Origin of the sequence: Streptomyces alfalfae (genome assembly GCF_004127445.1) — a bacterium.
Classification (GTDB): Bacteria; Actinomycetota; Actinomycetes; order Streptomycetales; family Streptomycetaceae; genus Streptomyces; species Streptomyces alfalfae.
This window is the reverse complement of record NZ_QEXM01000040.1, coordinates 166,307-189,825: the sequence shown is the minus strand read 5'-3', so window position 1 is coordinate 189,825 and position 23,519 is coordinate 166,307. Positions and strand designations below refer to the sequence as shown.

The window sequence follows — 23,519 nt, the reverse complement described above, 5'->3', positions numbered from 1 at the left end:
CGTACCCGCGCGGCCATCTCGCGTTGCGGAACCTCGCTTGTTTCCCGCCATTCGCAGCGCCGAAACCATCTTTCCGGTGTGACTTACGCGACGGATGACCGGCCCGGCCTGCACCTCGCGCCGATGGAGGCGTAGCCTTTATTTCCGCTGTCCATCACCTTGTGAAGCGGAAGAGGGCGGTTACCGCCGTGTCGCCAGAGTCCCCCAGTAACTCGAGCATCTCGACCGACCAAGACGGGCAGGGCAAGGACCCTGCCGCCGCCTTCGGTCCCAATGAGTGGCTCGTCGACGAGATCTATCAGCAGTACCTCCAGGACCCGAATTCGGTCGACCGAGCCTGGTGGGACTTCTTTGCCGACTACAAGCCAGGGGTGGGCGCCTCCGTGGCCGCCGCCCCGGCGAAGCCGGCGGGTGACGTGGCCGCGGGGGCCGCGGCCCCCAGTGCTCCCGCCGCCCAGGCCGCCCCGGCCGCGCCCGCCGCCAAGGCTCCCGCCGCGCAGCAGGCCGCGCCCGCGCCCGCCCCCGCGGCGAAGCCCGCCGCGGCCGCTCCGGCTCCCGCGGCCAAGCCGGCCGCCGCGAAGCCCGCCGCCAAGGCGGAGCCCGCGAAGGAGGCCCCCGCCAAGGAGGCCCCGGCCGGTCCCGAGTACGTGACGCTGCGCGGCCCGAGCGCCGCCGTCGCGAAGAACATGAACGCCTCGATCGAGGTCCCGACGGCGACGTCGGTCCGCGCGGTCCCGGTGAAGCTGCTCTTCGACAACCGCATCGTCATCAACAACCACCTCAAGCGCGCCCGCGGCGGGAAGATCTCCTTCACGCACCTCATCGGGTACGCGATGGTCCAGGCCATCAAGGCCATGCCGTCGATGAACTACTCCTTCGTGGAGAAGGACGGCAAGCCCACCCTGGTCAAGCCGGAGCACATCAACTTCGGCCTCGCCATCGACCTGGTGAAGCCCAACGGCGACCGCCAGCTCGTGGTCGCGGGCATCAAGAAGGCCGAGACGCTGAACTTCTTCGAGTTCTGGCAGGCCTACGAGGACATCGTCCGCCGCGCCCGCGACGGCAAGCTCGGCATGGACGACTTCACCGGCGTCACGGTCTCCCTGACCAACCCCGGCGGCCTCGGCACCGTCCACTCCGTGCCGCGTCTGATGCCCGGCCAGTCGGTCATCATGGGCGTCGGCTCCATGGACTACCCCGCGGAGTTCCAGGGCACCTCCCAGGACACCCTGAACAAGCTCGGCATCTCGAAGGTCATGACGCTCACGTCGACCTACGACCACCGGGTCATCCAGGGCGCCGCCTCCGGCGAGTTCCTGCGGATCGTCGCGAACCTCCTCCTCGGCGAGCAGGACTTCTACGACGAGATCTTCAAGGCGCTGCGCATCCCCTACGAGCCGGTCCGCTGGTTCAAGGACATCGACGCCTCGCACGACGACGACGTCACGAAGGCCGCCCGCGTCTTCGAGCTGATCCACTCCTACCGCGTGCGCGGCCACGTCATGGCCGACACCGACCCGCTGGAGTACAAGCAGCGCAAGCACCCCGACCTGGACATCACCGAGCACGGCCTCACCCTGTGGGACCTGGAGCGGGAGTTCGCGGTCGGCGGTTTCGCCGGCAAGTCGATGATGAAGCTGCGCGACGTCCTCGGCGTGCTGCGCGACTCGTACTGCCGCACCACCGGCGTCGAGTTCATGCACATCCAGGACCCCAAGCAGCGCAAGTGGCTCCAGGACCGCATCGAGCGCCAGCACGCCACGAAGCCGGAGCGCGAGGAGCAGCTGCGCATCCTGCGCCGGCTGAACGCCGCCGAGGCCTTCGAGACGTTCCTGCAGACGAAGTACGTCGGCCAGAAGCGCTTCTCCCTGGAGGGCGGCGAGTCCGTCATCCCGCTGCTCGACGCGGTCATCGACTCCGCCGCCGAGTCGCGCCTGGACGAGGTCGTCATCGGCATGGCCCACCGCGGCCGCCTGAACGTCCTCGCGAACATCGTCGGCAAGTCGTACGCGCAGATCTTCCGCGAGTTCGAGGGCAACCTCGACCCGAAGTCGATGCACGGCTCCGGCGACGTGAAGTACCACCTGGGCGCCGAGGGCACCTTCACCGGTCTGGACGGCGAGCAGATCAAGGTCTCGCTGGCCGCCAACCCCTCGCACCTGGAGGCGGTCGACCCGGTCCTCGAAGGCATCGTCCGCGCCAAGCAGGACATCATCAACAAGGGCGGCACGGACTTCACGGTCCTGCCGGTGGCCCTCCACGGCGACGCGGCCTTCGCGGGCCAGGGCGTGGTGGCCGAGACCCTGAACATGTCGCAGCTGCGCGGTTACCGCACGGGCGGCACGGTCCACATCGTCATCAACAACCAGGTCGGCTTCACCGCCGCCCCGGAGTCGTCCCGCTCGTCGATGTACTCGACGGACGTGGCGCGGATGATCGAGGCGCCGATCTTCCACGTGAACGGCGACGACCCGGAGGCCGTGGTCCGCGTGGCCCGCCTGGCCTTCGAGTTCCGTCAGGCGTTCAACAAGGACGTCGTGATCGACCTCATCTGCTACCGCCGCCGCGGTCACAACGAGTCGGACAACCCGGCGTTCACCCAGCCGCTGATGTACGACCTGATCGACAAGAAGCGCTCGGTGCGCAAGCTCTACACCGAGTCCCTCATCGGTCGCGGCGACATCACCCTGGAAGAGGCCGAGCAGGCCCTCCAGGACTACCAGGGCCAGCTGGAGAAGGTCTTCACCGAGGTCCGCGAGGCCACCTCGCAGCCCTCGCCGGTGGAGGTCCCGGGTCCCGAGGCCGAGTTCCCCGTCACGGTGAACACCGCGATCTCCCAGGAGGTCGTCAAGCGCATCGCCGAGTCCCAGGTCAACATCCCCGACCGCGTCACCGTGCACCCGCGACTGCTCCCGCAGCTCCAGCGCCGCGCGGCCATGGTCGAGGACGGCACGATCGACTGGGGCATGGGCGAGACCCTCGCCATCGGCTCGCTGCTGATGGAGGGCACCCCGGTGCGCCTCGCGGGCCAGGACTCGCGCCGCGGCACGTTCGGCCAGCGCCACGCGGTCCTCATCGACCGCGAGACCGGCGACGACTACACCCCGCTGCTCTACCTCTCCGAGGACCAGGCGCGCTTCAACGCCTACGACTCGCTCCTCTCGGAGTACGCGGCGATGGGCTTCGAGTACGGTTACTCCCTGGCCCGTCCCGAGTCCCTCGTGATGTGGGAGGCGCAGTTCGGTGACTTCGTCAACGGCGCGCAGACCGTCGTCGACGAGTTCATCTCCTCCGCCGAGCAGAAGTGGGGCCAGACGTCCGGCGTCACGCTCCTGCTCCCGCACGGCTACGAGGGCCAGGGCCCGGACCACTCCTCGGCCCGTCCCGAGCGGTTCCTCCAGCTCTGCGCGCAGAACAACATGACGGTCGCGATGCCGACCCTGCCGTCGAACTACTTCCACCTCCTGCGGTGGCAGGTGCACAACCCGCACCACAAGCCGCTGGTGGTCTTCACCCCGAAGTGGATGCTGCGCCTCAAGGCCGCGGCCTCCAAGACGGAGGAGTTCACGTCGGGCGGCTTCCGCCCGGTCATCGGCGACGCCACCGTGGACCCGAACGCGGTCCGCAAGGTCGTCTTCTGCGCGGGCAAGCTCTACTACGAGCTGGAGGCCGAGCGGCAGAAGCGCGGTGTCACGGACACGGCGATCATCCGCATCGAGCGCCTGTACCCGCTGCCGGGTGCGGAGCTCCAGGAGGAGATCTCCAAGTTCCCGAACGCCGAAAAGTACCTGTGGGCGCAGGAGGAGCCGGCGAATCAGGGCGCGTGGCCCTTCATCGCCCTCAACCTCATCGACCACCTGGACCTGGCGGTCGGCGCCGACATCCCGCACGGTGAGCGTCTGCGCCGCATCTCGCGGCCGCACGGCTCGTCGCCGGCGGTCGGCTCGAAGAAGCGCCACGAGCAGGAGCAGGAGCAGCTTCTGAGCGAGGTCTTCGAGGCCTAGGCCCCCACGGTCCGACCTGCTGGGCCCGGCCCCCGAGTGCTCGTCACCCGAGGGCCGGGCCCTTCGGCGTCTCCCGGGCGGCGGATAATCTGAGCAGGCACATTCACCACACCCCCGACGGAGATCGCCTTGTACTTCACCGACCGTGGCATCGAGGAGCTGGAGAAGCGGCGCGGCGAGGAGGAGGTCACCTTCGAGTGGCTCGCCGAGCAGCTCCGCACCTTCGTGGACCTCAATCCCGACTTCGAGGTCCCGGTCGAGCGCCTGGCGACGTGGCTGGCGCGCCTCGACGACGAGGACGAGGACGAGTAGAGGACGAGGACGAGTTAGAAGGACGAGGACGAGCAGGCGTCCCGCGTACGGGCGGCCTGGGCCGCTCTTCGAGCGCGGGCGGCCCTGGCCGGCGTCTGGGTGCGGGCAGCCGCGGGATGGCGTCCGCATCTCCGGGCGCGCGGGCGGGCGTGAGCGTCTCGTTCGTGCGCGGCCGGGCGTGAGCGTCTAGTCGTGCGCGCGCATCCTGTCGTACGCGAGGCCCAGCGCGCCCTGTGCCAGCAGGATTCCGGCGGCCGTGGCCCAGCCGCCGCTGCGCCGCCGTACCGCCCATGCCGCCAGCGGGAGCGCCGCCGCCACCTGCGCCGCGGCGAGCTTCCGCGCCCTGGGGCCACGCATCCAGGGGCCGAGCGGCCCGCTCTCGACCACGTCGAACTCCGCGCGCGCCGCGTCCCGCCATCCGGTCCACTCGACCGGCCGCGCGTCCTGGTGGGCCCGCGCCGCCTCGCGCAACCGGTCGGCGGGCGCGCCGGGGTCGAGGCCCGGCGGGAGTCCGAGGCCGGTGCGGGTCAGGACGGCAAGCAGCCCGCGCATCCTCGCGCGCGCGTCGGACCCGACGTCGGGCCTGGTCAGCGCGTCGAGTGACTGCATGTCCAGGACGGGGTCGAGGCCGAGCCGCGCGGCGAACGTCCGCATCGCCTCGTCCTCCCCGACGGGCGTGCCGCTGGTCAGCCACTCGTAGCCGACGGTGCGCCGGAAGCCGGCGGCGAGGGTGTATCCGGAGCGGTCGGTGTCCCACCACAGGGCGAGCACGGGCCAGCTCGAACCCACGGCGAGCGCCGTGGCCCAGCCGGTGAGCACCCGGTCGACGGGCTCCCCGCCCTGCTGCCACGGGCGGCCCTCGGGGACCAGCACGGTCCAGCCGCGGCCCGCGGGCGCGAGCAGCATCCGCTCACGGAGCAGTGGGGCGACGGACCCGACCGCGTCGGGATCTGCCCGGCAGAGCAGCAGCGCACCGGCGGTGCTCGTGCGCGCGGAGGCTTCGGACGACATGGTCCTACGCTAGGACATAACCGTCCATTCACCTCATACGAGGGCTTCACTCTTCGCATGTCTTGACTTCCGCCATCCGCGATATATCGTGAATAACAGAAGACACGATATGGCGCGTCGAGGTCGACCCGTCGTCGAGGAGGTCAGCTCCATGCCTGAGTGGTCCGTCGCCGAGCCGCAGAAGCTCACGTTTGACGCCCCCGTGACCACCCTCCGGGTGCGCGTGGTCAACGGCACGGTGAACGTGGTGGGCACGGGCGAGGACTCCGCCCGCCTTGAGGTGTCCGACGTCGAGGGCCCTCCCCTGACGGTCAGCCAGCAGGACGGCGTGGTCACCGTCGCCTATGACGACCTCCAGTGGAAGGGCTTCCTCAAGCGCTTCGACTTCAAGGGGTGGCGTCGCAGCGCCGCGGTCACGCTTGCCGTGCCGGCCGGGGCGCGTGTCGAGGTGGGCGCGGTCGGCGCGGCCACCATGGTCTCCGGCATCGAGGGACGCACGGAGGTCAGAGGCGTCACCGGCGGCACGACACTGGTGGGCCTCTCCGGGCCGGTCCACGCCGAGACGGTCTCGGGGAGCATCGAGGCGCAGGGCCTCACCGGCGAGCTGCGGTGCGTCTCCGTCTCGGGTGATCTGACCGTGGTCGAGGCCGCGGGGTCCTCCGTTCGGGCCGATTCGGTCAGCGGCTCGATGATCGTGGACCTCACCCCGGCGGGCGAGGCGCCCCAGGTGGCCCTGACCAACGTCACGGGGGAGATCGCCGTGCGACTGCCGCACCCCGCGGACGCGGAGGTGGAGGTGGACACCACGTCCGGCGCGGTGTCGAACGCCTTCGAGGACCTGCGGGTGAGCGGCCAGTGGGGCGCCAAGCGCGTCACGGGCCGGCTCGGGGCGGGCAGCGGCCGTCTCAAGGCGACCACGGTCTCCGGTTCGGTCGCGCTCCTGCGCAGGCCGCCCGTGGAGGAAGAATTCCCCGGGGCCGACGGTCCGACCGACGGCCCCTCCCATGGCCCCGCCACTGGCCCGACCGACGGCCCGCTCGACGGCCCGACCGACAAGAAGGTGCTCTGAGATGCCTCCCGTGTTCGCCCACGGCCGCCTGCGCCTGTACCTGCTCAAGCTGCTGGACGAGGCCCCCCGCCATGGTTACGAGGTGATCCGCCTCCTGGAGGAGCGCTTCCACGGGCTGTACGCGCCTTCGGCCGGCACCGTCTACCCCCGCCTGGCGAAGCTGGAGGCCGAGGGCCTGGTCAGACACACCACCGAGGGCGGCAGAAAGGTGTACGCCATCACGGACGCGGGCCGCGCCGAGCTGGCCGCGCGCAGCGGCGAGCTGGCCGACCTGGAGCTGGAGATCCGCGAGTCGGTCGCCGAACTGGCCGCGGAGATCCGGGACGGCGTCCAGGGTGTGGCGGGAGACCTGCGCCGCGAGATGCGGGCGGCCGCCAAGGAGGCGCGCGGCGCGAGCGGGGCGGCGGCGGGCGCCTTCCCCGACGCGTCCGACTTCCTCGACGCCGCCTGGGGCGACAAGGACGGCTGGCAGCAGGCCAAGGAGGAGTTCAAGCGCGCCAAGCAGGAGTGGAAGGAGCAGGCGCGGCGGGCCAAGGACGAGAGCCGCCGGGCCCGTGACGAGGCCCAGCGGGCGCGCCGCGAGGCCAAGGAGGCCCAGGACCGGGCGCGGACCCTGGCCCAGGAGGAGGTCCAGCGCATCGCGCGGCGCATCCGCGAGCAGGTCGAGGGCCACTATCCCCGCGAGGAGTGGCCGACGGGCGTCGAGGAGGGCCTGACGAAGCTGGCCAAGGAGTTCGGCCAGTTCGGCATGGATCTGGGCAAGGAGTTCGGCGTCTGGCCGGGGTCCCGCACGTCCGGCTCACGCTCCGAGCCCAAGGACGCCGACGCCACGCGGGACCCGGCCGAGCCGAAGGACACCGCGAGCGCCGCACCGACCGATGCGGGACCCGAGGCTGAGGCAGGACCCACGCCCGATGCGGGACGCGAGGCCGAGGCCGCGTTCAGCACGGCTCCCGATGACGTGCCGGTGGGCTATCTCCCCGACTGGGCCAAGGAGGACCCGACCGGCGACCCCGCCCGCGACCTGGACCGGCTCCTGGACCGCTTCCGGGACGACATCCGTGACGCGGCGCGGGACCACGGCGTGACGAGCGACCAGTTCCGCGACGCCCGCCGCCATCTGAGCACCGCGGCGGCCCACATCGGAGCGGCCCTGCGCACGCCGAAGCCCTGACGGGGCCCGGTCGACCGAGGCGCGAAGCCGGGGGCAGGGCGGACGGACGCCGAAGCTCCCGGCCGGGGAGGGTCAGCCACCGAAGCTCCCGGCCCGGGGGGGCGCAGCCCCGGCCGCCGCCTAGCCCTCGCCACCCCCGGCGAACAGCACCCGCTCCAGTTCCCCGTAGGTGACCCCGTGTTCCGCCAGGGTCTCGGAGGTCGCCCCGGGGCGGGCCGTGAGGGCGAGGAGAAGGTGGTGGGCGCCGATGGAGCGGTCGCGGCGGGCCATGGCCATCCGAAGGGACTTCGTGAGCACATCCTTGGCGTCGCGTGTGAACGGCAGGTGGCTCGCCCAGGCGCGGAGGCCCCGGCCCCGCCGCGCACCCCCGGCCCCGCTCCCCCGCCGGCCCGCACCGGCGAGCACTCCGGCGCCGTGCGCCTCCTCGACCCGGGAGACGATCTCGTCGACGTCGATGCCGAGCCCGGCCAGCGCCTCGGTGTCGGCCTGGGAGAGACCTCCCCTGCGCCGCGCCTCGGCGAGGGCCGCCGCGATCGACTCCCGCCGGTCCACGGCCCCCAGCGCCGTCAGCGCGAAGGCGGCACGGCTGCCGGTCCCCTCGGCCGACTGTGCCAGCAGGGCGAGGAGCATATGGCCGTCGTCGACCGCCGCCGCCCCCGCCCGCTCCGCCTGTTCCACCGCGCCGAGCACTGCGGCGCGGGCGTCTTCGGTGAACCGCTCGAACATCACTGCCTCCCGTACTTCTTGTGGACGGCCTGCCTGCTCACTCCGAGTTCCGCGGCGATCTCCTGCCACGACCAGCCCTGCCCGCGCGCACTGCGCACCTGCACGGCCTCCAACTGCTCCACCAGCTTCCGCAGCGCGGTCACGGCCCGCAGTCCTACCCGGGGGTCGCGATCGCCCGCACGCTCGGCGAGATCCGTTGCTCTGCTCATACACGTCAACCTACGTTGACATCACCCCTCCGTCAACCATAGTTGACACGAAGGGGCGGTGCGGGAGGAGAAGGGACCCCAGGGGGGCGGTGATGAGGGGCGGTTCTCAGACCTCCAGGACGATCTTGCCGAAGAGGTCACCGGAGGCGAGGCGTTCGAAGCCCTCGCGCGCCCGGTCGAGGGGCAGCACCTCGTCGATCACAGGGCGCACCCCCGTGGCCGCGCAGAAGGCGAGGAGGTCCTCCAGTTCGTCCTTGGCGCCCATCGTCGAGCCGACGATCCTCAGTTCCAGGAAGAAGATCCGGGTGAGCTCCGCGTGCGAGGGCCGGTCACCGCTCGTGGCCCCCGAGATGACCAGCGTGCCGCCGGGCTTCAGGGACTTCACCGAGTGGGACCACGTCGCCGCGCCGACCGTCTCGATCACCGCGTCCACCCGCTCGGGCAGCCGCGCGCCCGACTCGACCGCCTCGACCGCGCCCAGCTCAAGGGCCCGCTTCCGCTTGGCCTCGTCGCGGCTCGTGGCGAAGACCCGCAGGCCCGCCGCCTTGCCGAGCACGATCGCGGCCGTGGCGACACCGCCGCCCGCGCCCTGCACGAGGACCGAGTCACCGGGCCGTACGCCGGCGTTGGTGAACAGCATCCGGTAGGCGGTGAGCCACGCGGTCGGCAGGCAGGCCGCCTCCGCGAAGGAGAGTTCCTTGGGCTTGGGCAGCACGTTCCAGGTGGGGACGGCGACCTGCTCGGCGAACGTCCCCTGGTACTTCTCCGTCAGGATGGAGCGGCTCTCCCGCGGGCCGACCCCGTGCCCGGACTGGCCGACGACGGAGTGCAGGACGACCTCGTTGCCGTCCTCGTCGATCCCGGCGGCGTCGCAGCCGAGGATCATCGGCAGCTTCTCCTCGCCGAGTCCGACCCCGCGCAGCGACCAGAGGTCGTGGTGGTTGAGGGAGGCGGCTCGGACGTTCACGGTCGACCAGCCGGGGCGGGGCTCGGGGGCCGGGCGCTCCCCCAACTCCAGGCCGGAGAGCGGCTGGTCACGGTCGATTCGGGCGGCATAGGCAGCGAACATGCCGCCGACCCTAGGCCGCCGCCGGGCCACGGCGGAACCTCGTACGACTGTGACACGCGCCGCGCTGCACCTCGTACGGCATCACCGTGGCGCCCGGACGCGCCGCGCCCCCCGCCGCGAGGACCACGGCAGGGGGCGCGGACGGCGCTGCGGGGGCGCTCAGCGGCGGGCGACGCCCTCCGCGCGGGCGGCGGCGGCGACGGCGGCCGTCACGGCCGGGGCGACCCGCTCGTCGAACGGCGACGGGATCACGTACTCCGCGGCGAGCTCGTCCCCCACGACGGCCGCGAGGGCGTCGGCGGCGGCGATCTTCATGCCCTCGGTGATCCGCGAGGCGCGGACCTGGAGGGCGCCGGCGAAGATGCCGGGGAAGGCGAGCACGTTGTTGATCTGGTTGGGGTAGTCCGACCGGCCGGTCGCCACCACGGCCGCGTACTTGTGCGCGACGTCGGGGTGGACCTCCGGGTTCGGGTTGGCCATGGCGAAGACGAAGGCGTCGGGGGCCATGGACGCGACGGCCGCCTCGGGGACGGTGCCGCCCGAGACGCCGATGAACACGTCGGCCCCGGCGAGCGCGGACTCCAGGGAGCCGCTCAGCCCGGCCTTGTTCGTGAGCTCGGCCAGCTCCCGCTTGACCGGGGTGAGGTCCTCTCGGTCCCGGCTCACGACGCCCTTGCGGTCCGCGACCGCCACGTCGCCGAGCCCCGCCTCCAGGAGGAACTTGGCGATGGCGACACCGGCGGCGCCGGCCCCGGAGATCACGGCGCGCAGGTCGCCGAGCGTGCGCCCGGTCAGCTTCGCCGCGTTGCGCAGCGCGGCCAGCGTCACCACGGCCGTGCCGTGCTGGTCGTCGTGGAAGACCGGGATGTCGAGCCGCTCCTGGAGCTTGCGCTCGATCTCGAAGCACCGGGGCGCCGAGATGTCCTCCAGGTTCACGCCGCCGAAGGACGGGGCGAGCCGCACCACGGTCTCGACGATCTCGTCGGCGTCGGTGGTCGCGAGCGCGATCGGCACCGCGTCCACGCCGCCGAACTGCTTGAAGAGGATGGCCTTGCCCTCCATGACGGGGAGGGAGGCCTCGGCCCCGATGTCCCCGAGGCCGAGCACGGCGGTCCCGTCGGTCACGACGGCGACCACGTTCGACTTCCACGTGTAGTCGTTGACGAGCTCCGGCTGCTCGGCGATGGCGCTGCACACCTTGGCGACGCCGGGCGTGTACGCGAGGGACAGGTCGTCCTTGTCGCGGACCGGCACGGTGGCCTGCACGGCCATCTTGCCGCCACGGTGCAGCGCAAACGCCGGATCGAAGGGTTCCGCAGCACCCGCGGGGCCCTCGTGATCCGTACTGCTGTCGCTGCGAGGATTGACGATCTCCGCTGCCACTTGTCTGACCCCTTAAGTCTTAATCATTCGTTGAGGGTGTCCGCTCCTGGTTGAGAAGCGGGCGGGCACCGCGTCCGTTCCCTGCCTGTCGGCGGGGGGAGGTACGGACACGCGGGCGCGCCGCACACGCGCCCTGAGCCCCGGATGAGGGGTGTAACCACTCTTTCTACCTGACAGCGGCGGGCAGGGGCGAGTGACATTGGTTGCAGCCCGGCGAAGAGGGGCTCGGAGGCCGGAAGCCGCCATATTAAGCGTCCCAATTGACCGGAATCACGCCCGCACGAAGTCCACATGGCGAGATTCACCGCTTATCGGCCGGTTGGCGCTCATTCGCTCCGCGGTCTTTTCATCCCCGCTGCACCGGCCTGTTGGGATTCGGACTCTTCCCGTTATCCGATTTTGACATCGCGAGCACCCAGAATCGGACGGTCCGAATGGCAAGATGCCGTCATCACACGAGGTCGCGACACCCGAAGGTGTGTGCCCGACTCATCGGCAACCCCCTCATCCGCCGCAACTCCCTCATCCGCCGGAGGACCCACCATGACCGCAAGCTCCCTTTGTCGTAAGACCGCAGCGAAGTCCGCGAAGTCCCGGATCGCGACGGTCGGCGCGATCGCGGTCGCCGGCACGCTGCTGCTGTCCGGCTGCGGCGACCAGACCAAGGACAAGAGCAGCGACTCGGTCAGCAACGCTCCGCTCGCCGACAAGCTCCCCAAGGACATACGCGACAAGGGCGTCATCAAGGTCGGGTCCGACATCGCCTACCCGCCGGTCGAGTTCAAGGACAAGTCCGGCAAGACCGTCGGCATCGACCCGGACCTGGGCGAGGCGCTCGGCAAGCAGCTCGGCGTGGAGTTCGAGTTCGAGAACGGCACGTTCGACACCCTCCTCGGCGGTCTGCGCTCCAAGCGCTACCAGATCGCGATGTCGGCCATGACGGACACCAAGAACCGCCAGGAGGGCATCGACGAGGAGACCGGCAAGAAGGTGGGCAGCGGCGTCGACTTCGTCGACTACTTCACCGCCGGCGTCTCGATCTACACCAAGAAGGGCGACGACCAGGGGATCAAGACCTGGGCGGACCTCTGCGGCAAGAAGATCGTGGTCCAGCGCGGCACCGTCTCGCACGACCTGGCCAAGGCCGAGTCGAAGAAGTGCGAGGGCGGCAAGAAGATCTCGATCGAGCAGTTCGACAACGACCAGCAGGCCCAGGCCCGGCTGCGCTCCGGCGGCGCCGACGCCGGTTCGTCGGACTTCCCCGTCGCCGCGTACGCGGTGAAGACCTCGGGCGGCGGCAAGGACTTCGAGCTGGTCGGCGAGCAGGTCGAGGCGGCCCCGTACGGCATCGCCGTGTCGAAGGAGAACCCGGAGCTGCGCGACGCGCTCAAGGCCGCGCTCGACGCGATCATCAAGAACGGCGAGTACGGCAAGATCATCGCGAAGTGGGGTGTCAAGGACGGCGCGGTCGAGAAGGCCGCCGTCAACGGCGGCAAGTGACCGAGTCCCTCCCAGTCGCCGCGACTGGTCACCGCAACGGATCACCGCAACCGATCACCTCAGCGGGTCGCCCCCCCCTGACCGCTGTACGTGATCGCTGTATGACCGCTGCAACCAGTCGCCGCAACCAGTCGCTGAAAGGCCACTGACGTGACCACCGACATCTCCAAGAAGGGCCCCGGGGACGACGTCCCGAAGGTGCGACCGGCGGAGGCCATCAAGGCCATCCCGGTCCGCCACTTCGGCCGCTACGTCGCCGCGGTCCTCGCGATCGGCGTCCTCGCCACGATCGTCTACGCCTTCTCGCAGGGCGACATCAACTGGGGCGCGATCCCCGACAACTTCTTCGACGACCGCATTCTCCGGGGCGTCCGCGAGACCCTGATCCTGACGTTCCTCTCGATGCTCATCGGCGTCGTCGGCGGCGTCGTCCTCGCCGTGATGCGCCTGTCGAAGAACCCGGTGACCTCGTCGATCGCCTGGTTCTACATCTGGTTCTTCCGCGGAACGCCGGTGCTGGTCCAGCTCTTCGTCTGGTTCAACCTCGGCTTCGTCTTCGACTACGTGAACCTCGGCCCCGTCTACAAGGACGAGTGGTCGGACTTCATGACGCCGTTCCTGACGGCACTGCTCGGCCTCGGCCTCAACGAGGCCGCGTACATGGCGGAGATCTGCCGTGCCGGTCTGCTCTCGGTCGACGAGGGCCAGACCGAGGCGGCGCACGCGCTCGGCATGAGCCACAACAAGACGCTGCGCCGCGTGGTCCTGCCGCAGGCGATGCGCGTGGTCGTGCCGCCGACGGGCAACGAGTTCATCAACATGCTGAAGACGACGTCGCTGGTCGCCGCCGTCCAGTACTACGAGCTCCTCAAGTACGCGCAGGACATCGGCACCTCGTCGGGCGCGACCGTGGAGGCGCTGCTGCTCGCCGCCTGCTGGTACCTGATCATGACGTCGGTCCTCAGCGTCGGGCAGTTCTACCTGGAGCGGTACTACGCGCGCGGTTCGTCGCGCTCACTGCCGGCCACTCCCTTCCAGAAGATCAAGGCCAACATGCTGTCGCTGAGCAACCGCGGCACGGGAGGTGTGCCCCAATGACCGCCATGGTGACGGCCGAGAACGTCCACAAGTCGTTCGGCAACGTAGAGGTGCTCAAGGGCATCGACCTGGAGGTCGAGACCGGTGAGGTCTTCTGCCTCATCGGCCCCTCGGGCTCCGGCAAGTCGACGTTCCTGCGCTGCATCAACCACCTGGAGAAGATCAACGCCGGCCGTCTCTACGTCGACGGCGACCTGGTCGGCTACCGGCAGAAGGGGGACAAGCTGTACGAGCTCAAGGACAGCGAAGTCGCCCTCAAGCGCCGCGACATCGGCATGGTCTTCCAGCGCTTCAACCTCTTTCCGCACATGACGGCGCTGGAGAACGTCATGGAGGCGCCGGTCCAGGTCAAGGGCGTCGCCAAGGCCGAGGCCCGGGAGCGCGCCGGGCAGCTCCTCGACCGCGTGGGCCTCGCCGACAAGGCGGGCAACTACCCCTCGCAGCTCTCCGGCGGCCAGCAGCAGCGCGTGGCGATCGCCCGCGCGCTCGCGATGGACCCGAAGCTGATGCTGTTCGACGAGCCGACGTCGGCGCTCGACCCCGAGCTGGTCGGCGACGTCCTCGACGTGATGCGCGACCTCGCGGAATCCGGCATGACGATGGTCGTCGTCACGCACGAGATGGGCTTCGCGCGCGAGGTCGGCGACAGCCTCGTCTTCATGGACGAGGGCGTGGTGGTCGAATCGGGCCACCCCCGGGACGTCCTGACGAACCCGCGGCAGGAGCGCACGCAGTCGTTCCTGTCGAAGGTGCTGTAGCCGTTCCTGTCGCAGGTGTTGCAACCGCTCCCCGCAGGGGACGCGGGGAACCGCGCGAGCGACCACGGCGGCGGACCCGCACGTGAGAACGCGCGAAAGGGGCGGTACGGATCGGTGATCCGTACCGCCCCTCGCCGTGGACGGCTACTTCAGACCCAGGACCACCGCGTCGGAGGGCGAGGCCCACACAGGACGGGCCTCGGCGAACCCGGCCTCGCGCAGCGTCCGCGCGTGCCACTCGACCGAAGGCATGTCCCCGTCCGCGTGCTCCCCGTAGATCTCGAACCGCTTGGCGGTGGGCCCGGCGAGGACCGGGTCCTGGGCGGCGAGCTGCCACCACTCCTTCCAGTCCAGGACGCCCTCGGCCTTGGCGCGGTCCATCCGCCGGTGGCGGTACGCGCTCTCGGCGGCGTTCAGCCGCGGGGTGGCCGGGTCGGGCATGTGGTCGGCGTTCATGAAGACGCCGCCGTCCCGTACGAGCCCGGCGACCTGCCCGTACAGCGCCGCGAGCGGTTCGCTGTAGAGCCAGTGCAGGGCGGTCGCGGTGAGCACGGCGTCGTAGCTGTCGTGCGGGAGCGCGGCGGCCCAGTCGGGGTCCTTGAGGTCCGCGGTGACGAAGGTGACCCTCTCGTCCCCGGCGAACGTGCCCTCGGCGATGGTCAGCAGCGCGGGGTCGAGGTCGACGCCGACGCTGGTGGCTTCGGGGAACCTCTTGAGCAGCCGGTCCGTAATACTTCCCGTACCGCACGCGAGATCCAGGACGCGCGGTGCGGTCCCGACCACGGCCTCGACCATGTCGAGCATGATCGTGAACCGCTCCTCGCGGTCGGGCAGGTACCACTGCTGCTGCCGGTCCCAGCTGTCCTGCCAGGCGCGCCAGTCGGTGCCGGGCCCGGCGCCGGTCCCCGTCCCCGAACCAGTCCCCGTACCGGTCTCCGTACCGGTCTCCGTCATCGAAACCCCTCCGCTCCGTAATACCCTGGTACCGCAGACGGCTATTACTTGCCGACGAGTCGACCATAGCCCGCCCTCGTAAGGACTACAAGTGGAACTGGCCTATTACTCGGACTACGCCGTACGCCTGGTCAACAGCGAGGAGCCGGGCCGCAACAAGGACACGCTCACCTCGGTCGAAGTGATCAGGGAGCTGTTCGGGCCGAGCACGCAGATGGCCCGCCGCGCCACGGACGCGGACGTCACGCGCTTCCGGTCGGTCCGGGCGCGGCTGCGCGCGGTGTTCGAGGCGGCGGACGGCGGCGACGAGACGCTCGCGGTCGACCTGCTGAACTCCCTGCTCCTGGAGTTCCCCGTCAGCCCGCAGATCTCCGGGCACGACCACAGGGACGACGACGGGCGCCCGCTGTGGCACATGCACCTGGCGGACCACCCCTCGAACGCCACCGCCGGGTACGCGGCGATCGCCGCGATGGGCCTCGCCTTCCACCTCACGGAGCACGGCGTGGAGCGCCTCGGACTGTGCGAGGCGGCGCCGTGCCGCAACGCCTATCTCGACACCTCGACCAACCGCTCCCGGCGCTACTGCTCGGACCGCTGCGCGACCCGGGCCAACGTCGCCGCCTACCGCGCCCGCAAGCGCCTGGAGACCGAGCGCTCGGCGAGCACGGGACGCACCGCCGAGACCGTCCAGCGCACCAGCGCGAGCGGTGAGCGGCGCCCCGGCGTGGGCGGGCGGTAGCGGAACCACACCTTTCCGAGGACGAGGTCCTCGGGGACCACCCCGTAGTCGGTGCTGTCACCGCCCGCGAACGTGTTGTCGCCGCGCACCCACCAGCCGCCCTCACGGCGCTCCTTGGCCCGCTTGACGACCAGCAGGTCCTGCTGGAACGGATGACGCAGGATCACCACGTCACCCGGGCGGACGCGTGCGCCCCACCGCACGAGCAGCCGGTCCCCGTGGCGCAGCGTGGGCACCATCGAGGGGCCCGTCACCTCGGCCGCGCCCCACGGCAGGGCGGCCCTCCCACGTCCGGTCTCCTGCGACAGCTCCGGCATCGCCGGCACCTCCCCGGTCCCATCGTCCACCAGTCCCAGTCTGACCCTGGACTTTCGTCCTAAGCCCATGGGGGCACTCGCGAAATCCGGCCTCTCACGGAGTAATGTCCCACCTGAGAAGACGATCACGAGGAGGACCGCTCCATGCTTTCCCGCCTGTTTGCCCCCACGGTAAAGGTCAGCGCGCACTGCGACCTGCCCTGCGGCGTGTACGACCCCGCCCAGGCCCGGATCGAGGCCGAGTCGGTCAAGGCCGTGCAGGAGAAGATGGCCGGCAACGACGACGCGCACTACCAGGCGCGCGCCACGGTCATCAAGGAGCAGCGTGCCGAGCTCGCCAAGCACCACGTGTCGGTGCTCTGGAGCGACTACTTCAAGCCCCCGCACTTCGAGAAGTACCCGGAGCTGCACCAGCTGGTCAACGACACCCTGAAGGCCCTCTCGGCCGCCAAGGCGTCGACGGACCCGGCGACGGGCCAGAAGGCGCTGGACTACATCGCCCAGATCGACAAGATCTTCTGGGAGACGAAGAAGGCCTGATCTCTGGCCAGGCGGCCTGACCCGCACTCTCGCGGGTCTGGCTGCCTACCTGCCCGCACCCGGCCCGCAGCCCGCCGAGCACGGCGTCCATGACGGTCCGGGTGCGGTCTTCTTCCACGGCCACGCCGTCGACGGCCGAGGGCGGGGCGGGGCCGGCTGTCGGGTCTCGCGGGCCGCGCCCGCGCCGCCGCGGATCAGCCTCCTGACCGGTCCGCCCGGCGGCCCCCGCCGGGCCCCCCACCGCCGTGGGCGTGCCGCCGCAGCCACGCCGCCTCCGCGGGCGTCAGGTGCGGGTCCCCCAGTTTCGCCCGGGCGGCCTCCCGCATCCGTCCTGCCGGGTCGGTCCGGCAGCCGCCGCGTATACCGCGCAGCAACAGCCCCCGTCCGAAACGGGCGGCGAGTCCCGGCACGTCCGCGCTGCCCACGGTCACCATGGTCATCGCCACATCGGCAGCCGGATCCCCGGCTCCCGCGTTGCACCAGTCGATCACTACCGGGCCCCGCCCGGTCAGGATGACGTTGCCCGGGTGCAGGTCCATGTGCAGCACCCGGTCGTCATCTGTCGTGCTGAACCGCTGGGGCAGCCACTCCGGTGCCGGCAGCGCGTGCAGCCGGTCGTGCAGGCGGCCCAGCTCCCGGCCGAGAGAACTCACCCGCCACGGGCGCCGGACCAGTTCATCCAGCATCGTCGGCCCGGCCAGCCGCTCAAGGACCATGTCGGCGCCGGTGGCCTCGTACACCCGCGGCACCGGATACCCACATGCCGCCAGATGCGTCATCAGGCGTGACTCCAGACCGGTGCATCCCCCGTGCCGGTATCGCCGCAGCACCCTGGAGTCGTCCAGGGCGTACACATCGGCGGACCGTCCCCGCGCGATCAACTCCATGCGGTGCAGTCTGCCTTGCGGCCGCCCTCCCGGCAGGGCGGTGTGTCCCGCCGCCCCGCCGGCTAGCCCGCCGCTCGCCGGGGCCGTGCGAGCCCGACGTCGTACGCGAGGATCGTCGCCTGGACCCGGTCCCGCAGGTCCAGCTTGCCGAGCAGGGCGTTGACGTGCGACTTCACCGTGCCGGTGGTGACGCCCAGCGCCTCTGCGATCTCCGCGTTGGTGTGGCCCGCGGCGACCAGGGCCAGCACCTCGCCCTCGCGGGGCGTCAGGGTTTCCAGGAGGGCGGGGTCCGGGGCGGGCGCGGTGTCGGCGAAGGCGTCGATCAGGCGGCGCGTGACGGTGGGCGCGAGCATCGCCTCGCCCGAGGCGACGACCCGGATGCCCGCCAGGAGGTCCTGCGGAAGGGCGTCCTTCAGCAGGAACCCGGAGGCCCCGGCGCGCAGGGCGTCGTGCACGTAGGCGTCCTGGTCGAAGGTGGTCAGCACGAGGACACGCGGTACGGGCTCGGGCCCGCCCATGAGCAGCCGGGTCGCCGTCAGGCCGTCCATCCCCGGCATGCGGATGTCCATGAGGACCACGTCGGGGCGCAGCTCGGCGGCGAGCCGCACGGCCTCCGCACCGTCCCCGGCCTCCCCGACCACGTCGAGGTCCGGCTCGGCGTCGACGACCGCGGCGAACCCGGCCCGGACGATGGCCTGGTCGTCGACGACCAGGACACGGGTGGCCCGGGGTCCGCCGGGGCCGCCTGATGGGGTGTCGGTGCTGATGGCTGGGCTCCTGGAGGGGGACGGGCGCGTCGGGGCGTCAGGGGACGACGGGCTGCCGCCGAGCCGCTTCCCTGGCGGCGCCGCGCAGCGGCCCCTCGATGAAGCGGCCCCCGCAGCCTTCGATGATACGGACGGCCTACGCGTCCCAGGTCGCCGAGCCGTCAGCCGAACGGCCCGCCGTCCGCGCCCCGGTGCCCGAGAACGGCATGTCCAGGTCCCCACGTCTGCCCCAAGTCGGAGACGATGATGGTACGAGCGGCCGACGCGCGAAGGCCGGGCCGCCGGAATCCTGGACGCATGACGTCCCCGCACTCCCCCTCCACACCGTCGGACCCTTGGGCGGCCCCGCCCGCCGCCTCCACGCCGTCGGACCCCTGGGCGGCCCCGCCCGCCGGACCGTACCCGCCGTACGCCCCGTATCCGTACGAGCCCGAACCCCCGTACGTGTCACCGCCGCTCCCCTACCACCGTCTCGCCCTGGTCACCGGCAGGCACCGCTGGTGGCGGCCGGTGGCCGGGACCGCGCTGGTGCTGGGTGGCGCGGTCGCCGCCGCGCTGCTCGTGCTGCTCGGCGCGGAGATCGCGGGCGCGGCCCTCGGCAAGCCCGTGGACAAGGACGGGTTGCGCGTCTGGGGCGGCATCGGGCAGATGGCACAGGGCCTGCTCTCCCTGGCCCTGCTGCTGCCGGTGGTGTTCCTCGCCGCCCGCTGGGTCCAGCGGCGTCCGGGCGGGACGGTGTCCTCGGTGGTCGGGCGGCTGCGCTGGGACTGGCTGGTGCGCTGTCTGCTCCTGGCGCTGCCGCTGGTCGCCGCGTCGCTCGGGGTCATGCTGCTGCTCCCCGGAGCCTCGGGGGACGGCACGGACGACATGGTCTGGGCGGGCCTCCCCGACTTCCTGCTCGGCCTCGCGATGGTCTGCGTGCTGGTGCCGTTCCAGGCGGCGGCCGAGGAGTACGTGTTCCGGGGCTGGCTCACCCAGGCGGTCGGCGCCTGGTGCCGCTCGCCGTGGGTGGCGATCCTGCCGCAGGCGCCGCTGTTCGCGGCGGCCCATGGCTGGGGCACTCCGTGGGGGTTCCTGGACCTGGTGGTGTTCGCGCTGGTCACGGGCGTTCTGACGCTGCGTACGGGTGGTCTTGAGGCCGCCATCGGACTGCACGTGATCAGCAACCTCCTCGCCATGGGCCTGTCGGCCGCCATCGCCGGAGCGCTCGCCTCCGACGAGACGGCCGCCGACATGGACGCGGTGTCGGTCTGCGTGGACGTCGTGATGATCTGCGGCTACGCGGCGCTCGTGCTGTGGTGGGCCGGGCGCCGGAAGGTCGAAGCGGTGGGGACGGGAAGGACCGCCGACGACGGCGACGACCGCTGAAGCGGGGGCCCCGCACGGCAGTCGCCCCGCGACTGCGCAGGACGCGGTGGCCGCGGGCGCGCTCGGCGACGCCGGCCGAGGGACCGACGGGCCCGCGGGGGTGACCTCGCGAGTGCCCGGCCCCCGCCCTTAATCGGTTGCCGCGAGTGGCGGCGCCCTGCTCCACTGACGGGGCACGAAGCACGGAACACGGAACCGGCGGGCAGCCGACGCGGCCCACGCGTGCCTCACCAAGGGCGCCAGGTCCCCCACCGCCACCAGCGCCGCCAGAGCCCACCCAGCGTCACCCGACCTCACCAAGCACCGCCAAGTATCACCAAGGAGAAGAAATGCGGCGTTCGCGCATGTCCCACCCGGAAGGAAACACCCCCTCTTCTAAGGACATGACGCTACGTGCCATCGCATTCACCTGCTCCGACCCCGAATCCGAGGACCGAAGCCAAGGCTGACCCGAAGCCGGCCGCCGGACCCGGCACGAGGTATCTGAACCTCGGTATCCTCGCCCACATCGACGCGGGCAAGACCAGCCTCACCGAGCGGCTCCTGCACCGCGCGGGCGTGATCGACGAGGTCGGCCGCGTCGACGACGGCAGCACCCTCACCGACTCGCTCGCCCTGGAGCGGCAGCGCGGCATCACGATCAAGTCCGCGGTCGTCTCCTTCGTCGTCGACGCCCCCGAGGCCACGGGCGGCGACGTCACGGTCAACCTGATCGACACCCCCGGGCACCCGGACTTCATCGCCGAGGTGGAGCGGGTCCTGAGCGTGCTCGACGGAGCCGTGCTCGTGGTCTCCGCCGTGGAGGGCGTCCAGGCGCAGACCCGCGTCCTACTGCGCACCCTGCGGCGGCTGCGCATCCCCACGCTGATCTTCGTGAACAAGGCCGACCGCGCCGGCGCCCGTCACGAGGGCGTCCTGGAGCACATCGCCCGGCGGCTCACCCCCGACGTCGCGCCGATGGGCACGGTCGAGGCGCTCGGCACCCGCGAGGCGCGCTTCGCGCCGTTCACCGCGGCGGCCCCTGGCCTCGCCGAACTGCTCGCCGGGCACGACGACGACCTGCTCACGGCGTACGTGACGGAGCCCGCCTCCCTCACCTACGGGCGGCTGCGCCGTGAACTGGCCCAACAGACCCGGCGCGCCCTGGTCCACCCCGTCTACTTCGGCTCCGCCACGACGGGCGCCGGCGTCGGCGAACTGGCGTCCGGCATCGCCGAGTTCCTGCCCTCGGAGCCGGGGGATGCCGAGGCTCCGCTCTCCGGCAGCGTGTTCAAGGTCGAGCGCGGCACGGCAGGGGAGAAGATCGCGTACGTACGCGTGTTCGCGGGCACGGTCCGCACGCGGGACCGCGTCGACATCGCGGCGGGTGACGGCACGGACGTCAGGGAGGGCAAGGTCACCGCCGTCAGCGTCTTCGAACACGGCGCCGACGAGCCCGGCACGCGGATCACCGCGGGCCGCATCGGCAAGGTGTGGGGCCTCACCGACGTGCGGATCGGCGACGTGCTCGGCGTACCGCGTACGGGGACGGGGGCCGACGGCCGGTTCTTCGCGCCGCCGACCTTGGAGACGGTCGTCGCCCCGGCCGCGGCCGGTGACCGGGGCGCCCTGCACCTGGCCCTGACGCAGCTCGCCGAGCAGGACCCGCTGATCGCCCTGCGGCAGGACGACGTGCGCCAGGAGGTGTCCGTCTCGCTCTACGGCGAGGTGCAGAAGGAGGTCATCCAGGCGACCCTCGCCGCGGACTTCGGCCTCGACGTCACCTTCCGCGAGACGACGACGATCTGCGTGGAGCGGGTCGCCGGCACGGGTGAGGCGGTCGAGTTCATCGACAAGGACCCGAACCCGTTCCTCGCCACGGTCGGGCTGCGGGTCGAGCCCGCGCCGGTCGGGGCCGGTGTGGAGTTCCGGCTCGGCGTCGAGCTGGGCTCGATGCCGTACGCGTTCTTCCGCGCGGTCGAGGAGACCGTCAGGGAGACGCTGGGCCAGGGGCTCCGCGGCTGGCGGGTGCCCGACTGCACGGTCACGATGACGCACTCGGGGTACTGGCCGCGGCAGAGCCACGCGCACGGCACGTTCGACAAGAGCATGTCGAGCACCGCCGGGGACTTCCGGCACCTGACGCCGCTGGTCCTGATGGACGCGCTGCGCCGGGCGGGCACGGTGGTGCACGAGCCGATGCACCGCTTCAGGCTCGTCCTGCCCGCCGACACCTTCGGGGCGGTGCTGCCGGTCCTCTCGCGGCTGCGGGCCGTACCGCACAGCCCGACGACGAGCGGGGACTCGTACCGCCTGGAGGGCGACATCCCCGCCGACCAGGTGCACGCCCTGGAGCTACGGCTTCCCGGACTCACGCGCGGCGAGGGCGAGTTGGAGTCGGCCTTCGACCGCTACGAGCCGGTGCGCGGCACGGCCCCGACACGCGCGCGGACGGACGACGACCCGCTGCACCGCAAGGAGTACCTGCTGCGGGTCGTGCGCAGGACGGACGGCGGAGGGCGGGACGGCGGACGGGGAGGCGGCGGCGATGACCGTGGCTGCTGATCCCGCCCCCGCCGCTGCCCGGGACCCCCGCGCTCAGGCCAGCAGCGCCTCCGCGTCGAGGCGCCGCAGCCGCTCGGGGTCGGCGATGATGTTGATCTCGGTGATCCTGCCGTCCACGACCGTGAAGGCGCCGACCGAGAACACCTTGCCGCCGGGGGCCGCGATGAGGCCGGGCAGGCCGTTGACCAGCACCACGGTCTGGACGTCGGCGAGGCTCGCGAACATCGCCGCCTGTCCTGCCACCGACGCCGCGCCCCGCACCAGCTTCGACAGCCCCGAGACGAGGTCGCCGCTGTCCGCGCGCAGCACGACGTCGGGGTCGAGGAGCTCCAGCAGCGCCTCGAAGTCGCCCGCCCTGGTGGCCGCCATCCAGGCGTCGACGACCTCGCGCTGCTTGGCCACGTCGGTCTCCGGAGCCGGGGCGGAACCCTGCACGCGGCGCCGCGCCCGGCTGGCGAGCTGCCGGGTCGCGGCGGCGGAACGCTCGACCACGGGCGCGATGTCCTCGAACGGCACGGCGAACATGTCGTGCAGCACGAACGCCAGGCGCTCGGCGGGCGCGAGGGTGTCGAGCACCACGAGGAGGGCGAGGCCGACGGAGTCGGCGAGCAGCACCTCCTGCTCGGGGTCGACAGTGTCCAGGCGGCTCAGGACCGGGTCGGGCACATGCGTCTCCAGGGAGACGTCGAGGGAGTCCTCGCGACGGGACTGCCGGGAGCGCAGCAGGTCCAGGCAGATCCGGCCGACCACGGTGGTGAGCCAGCCGCCCAGGTTCCGCACCTCGGCGACGTCGGAACGGCTCAGCCTCAGCCACGCCTCCTGGACGGCGTCCTCCGACTCCCCGAGCGAGCCGAGCATCCGGTACGCGACGGCGTTGAGACGCGGCCTGTGCTCCTCGAACACGGCTGCCAGAGCGGCCTGTTCCGAGGGCCCGGCCTGTTCCGAACGGTTCTGATCCATCTGCCACATTCTCCCGTCGCGTTCCGTCATGGGCTGTGACGGAGCTTCCCCACCCGTACGTGACATACGAAGAGAGGCCCCACGGAGTTCCGGACACAGCGGGAACCCTGGATCGCGACCCGGCCTG

Annotated in this window: 21 protein-coding genes; 11 read left to right on the top strand and 10 right to left on the bottom strand. The window is 71.5% G+C overall.

Annotation, left to right across the window (positions count from 1 at the left end; genetic code table 11):
* The first annotated feature begins 188 nt into the window (after positions 1-188).
* Together DCW30_RS19265 and DCW30_RS19260 are read left to right on the top strand one after the other, a co-directional pair.
* Positions 189-4,004 carry a multifunctional oxoglutarate decarboxylase/oxoglutarate dehydrogenase thiamine pyrophosphate-binding subunit/dihydrolipoyllysine-residue succinyltransferase subunit gene (locus tag DCW30_RS19265; RefSeq protein WP_076684549.1) on the top strand — a complete coding sequence of 1,272 codons (3,816 nt, stop codon included), beginning with the start codon at positions 189-191 and terminating at the stop codon, positions 4,002-4,004.
* Between the two features lie 129 nt (positions 4,005-4,133).
* On the top strand, positions 4,134-4,316 hold the full coding sequence (locus tag DCW30_RS19260; protein ID WP_003961784.1) for a DUF6104 family protein: 183 nt from the start codon (positions 4,134-4,136) through the stop codon (positions 4,314-4,316).
* Between the two features lie 186 nt (positions 4,317-4,502).
* Here the strand turns inward: DCW30_RS19260 and DCW30_RS19255 are convergent, their stop codons facing one another.
* A complete protein-coding gene (locus tag DCW30_RS19255; protein WP_076684551.1) occupies positions 4,503-5,327 on the bottom strand; it encodes a hypothetical protein in 825 nt (274 codons plus the stop codon).
* A gap of 151 nt (positions 5,328-5,478) precedes the next feature.
* On the opposite strand from DCW30_RS19255, the gene DCW30_RS19250 reads away from it, so the two are divergent.
* Positions 5,479-6,396, top strand: a complete 918-nt coding sequence (locus tag DCW30_RS19250; protein ID WP_079250005.1) for a DUF4097 family beta strand repeat-containing protein — start codon at positions 5,479-5,481, stop codon at positions 6,394-6,396.
* Position 6,397: 1 nt separating this feature from the next.
* Positions 6,398-7,570 carry a helix-turn-helix transcriptional regulator gene (locus tag DCW30_RS19245; protein ID WP_076684556.1) on the top strand — a complete coding sequence of 391 codons (1,173 nt, stop codon included), beginning with the start codon at positions 6,398-6,400 and terminating at the stop codon, positions 7,568-7,570.
* A gap of 120 nt (positions 7,571-7,690) precedes the next feature.
* On the opposite strand, the gene DCW30_RS19240 is transcribed toward DCW30_RS19245, so the two are convergent.
* The 4 genes from DCW30_RS19240 to DCW30_RS19225 form a co-directional block, all read right to left on the bottom strand.
* Entirely contained in the window at positions 7,691-8,296 is a 606-nt protein-coding gene (locus DCW30_RS19240) for a Clp protease N-terminal domain-containing protein (protein WP_076684558.1), read from the bottom strand.
* A complete protein-coding gene (locus tag DCW30_RS19235) occupies positions 8,296-8,505 on the bottom strand; it encodes a helix-turn-helix domain-containing protein (protein WP_062782117.1) in 210 nt (69 codons plus the stop codon). The genes DCW30_RS19240 and DCW30_RS19235 overlap by 1 nt, the downstream gene beginning before the upstream one ends.
* A 106-nt stretch (positions 8,506-8,611) precedes the next feature.
* Positions 8,612-9,574, bottom strand: a complete 963-nt coding sequence (locus DCW30_RS19230; protein WP_076684560.1) for a zinc-binding dehydrogenase — start codon at positions 9,572-9,574, stop codon at positions 8,612-8,614.
* Positions 9,575-9,733: 159 nt separating this feature from the next.
* A complete protein-coding gene (locus DCW30_RS19225) occupies positions 9,734-10,957 on the bottom strand; it encodes an NAD(P)-dependent malic enzyme (RefSeq protein ID WP_062782123.1) in 1,224 nt (407 codons plus the stop codon).
* 543 nt (positions 10,958-11,500) lie between these two features.
* Here DCW30_RS19225 and DCW30_RS19220 point away from each other — a divergent pair.
* The 3 genes from DCW30_RS19220 to DCW30_RS19210 all read left to right on the top strand — a co-directional run bounded on the left by DCW30_RS19220 (position 11,501) and on the right by DCW30_RS19210 (position 14,313).
* Positions 11,501-12,457 (top strand): ABC transporter substrate-binding protein, encoded by a 957-nt coding sequence (locus DCW30_RS19220; protein WP_062782126.1) that lies wholly within the window; start codon positions 11,501-11,503, stop codon positions 12,455-12,457.
* Between the two features lie 150 nt (positions 12,458-12,607).
* On the top strand, positions 12,608-13,555 hold the full coding sequence (locus DCW30_RS19215) for an amino acid ABC transporter permease (protein ID WP_062782129.1): 948 nt from the start codon (positions 12,608-12,610) through the stop codon (positions 13,553-13,555).
* Positions 13,552-14,313, top strand: a complete 762-nt coding sequence (locus tag DCW30_RS19210; RefSeq protein WP_076684561.1) for an amino acid ABC transporter ATP-binding protein — start codon at positions 13,552-13,554, stop codon at positions 14,311-14,313. Before DCW30_RS19215 ends, DCW30_RS19210 begins: the two co-directional genes overlap by 4 nt.
* 144 nt (positions 14,314-14,457) lie before the next feature.
* On the opposite strand, the gene DCW30_RS19205 is transcribed toward DCW30_RS19210, so the two are convergent.
* Entirely contained in the window at positions 14,458-15,267 is an 810-nt protein-coding gene (locus DCW30_RS19205) for a class I SAM-dependent methyltransferase (protein WP_076684564.1), read from the bottom strand.
* 91 nt (positions 15,268-15,358) lie between these two features.
* Between DCW30_RS19205 and DCW30_RS19200 the strand changes: the two genes are divergently transcribed.
* On the top strand, positions 15,359-16,009 hold the full coding sequence (locus DCW30_RS19200) for a CGNR zinc finger domain-containing protein (RefSeq protein ID WP_062782138.1): 651 nt from the start codon (positions 15,359-15,361) through the stop codon (positions 16,007-16,009).
* Here the strand turns inward: DCW30_RS19200 and sodX are convergent.
* Entirely contained in the window at positions 15,892-16,326 is a 435-nt protein-coding gene (gene sodX, locus DCW30_RS19195) for a nickel-type superoxide dismutase maturation protease (protein WP_076684566.1), read from the bottom strand. The genes DCW30_RS19200 and sodX overlap by 118 nt on opposite strands.
* 144 nt (positions 16,327-16,470) lie before the next feature.
* Here sodX and sodN point away from each other — a divergent pair, with 144 nt between their 5' ends.
* Entirely contained in the window at positions 16,471-16,866 is a 396-nt protein-coding gene (gene sodN / locus DCW30_RS19190) for a superoxide dismutase, Ni (protein WP_062782141.1), read from the top strand.
* A gap of 194 nt (positions 16,867-17,060) precedes the next feature.
* Here sodN and DCW30_RS19185 read toward each other — a convergent pair whose 3' ends face one another.
* Together DCW30_RS19185 and DCW30_RS19180 are read right to left on the bottom strand one after the other, a co-directional pair.
* Positions 17,061-17,753 carry a phosphotransferase gene (locus DCW30_RS19185; RefSeq protein ID WP_076684568.1) on the bottom strand — a complete coding sequence of 231 codons (693 nt, stop codon included), beginning with the start codon at positions 17,751-17,753 and terminating at the stop codon, positions 17,061-17,063.
* A gap of 62 nt (positions 17,754-17,815) precedes the next feature.
* Positions 17,816-18,520 (bottom strand): response regulator, encoded by a 705-nt coding sequence (locus DCW30_RS19180; RefSeq protein ID WP_076688892.1) that lies wholly within the window; start codon positions 18,518-18,520, stop codon positions 17,816-17,818.
* A gap of 297 nt (positions 18,521-18,817) precedes the next feature.
* Here DCW30_RS19180 and DCW30_RS37930 point away from each other — a divergent pair, with 297 nt between their 5' ends.
* Positions 18,818-19,888 carry a CPBP family intramembrane glutamic endopeptidase gene (locus tag DCW30_RS37930; protein WP_079250006.1) on the top strand — a complete coding sequence of 357 codons (1,071 nt, stop codon included), beginning with the start codon at positions 18,818-18,820 and terminating at the stop codon, positions 19,886-19,888.
* A gap of 483 nt (positions 19,889-20,371) precedes the next feature.
* Entirely contained in the window at positions 20,372-22,432 is a 2,061-nt protein-coding gene (locus tag DCW30_RS19170) for an elongation factor G (RefSeq protein ID WP_076688896.1), read from the top strand.
* 33 nt (positions 22,433-22,465) lie between these two features.
* Here the strand turns inward: DCW30_RS19170 and sigJ are convergent, their stop codons facing one another.
* Positions 22,466-23,392 carry an RNA polymerase sigma factor SigJ gene (sigJ, locus tag DCW30_RS19165; RefSeq protein WP_076688898.1) on the bottom strand — a complete coding sequence of 309 codons (927 nt, stop codon included), beginning with the start codon at positions 23,390-23,392 and terminating at the stop codon, positions 22,466-22,468.
* Between the last annotated feature and the right edge of the window lie 127 nt (positions 23,393-23,519).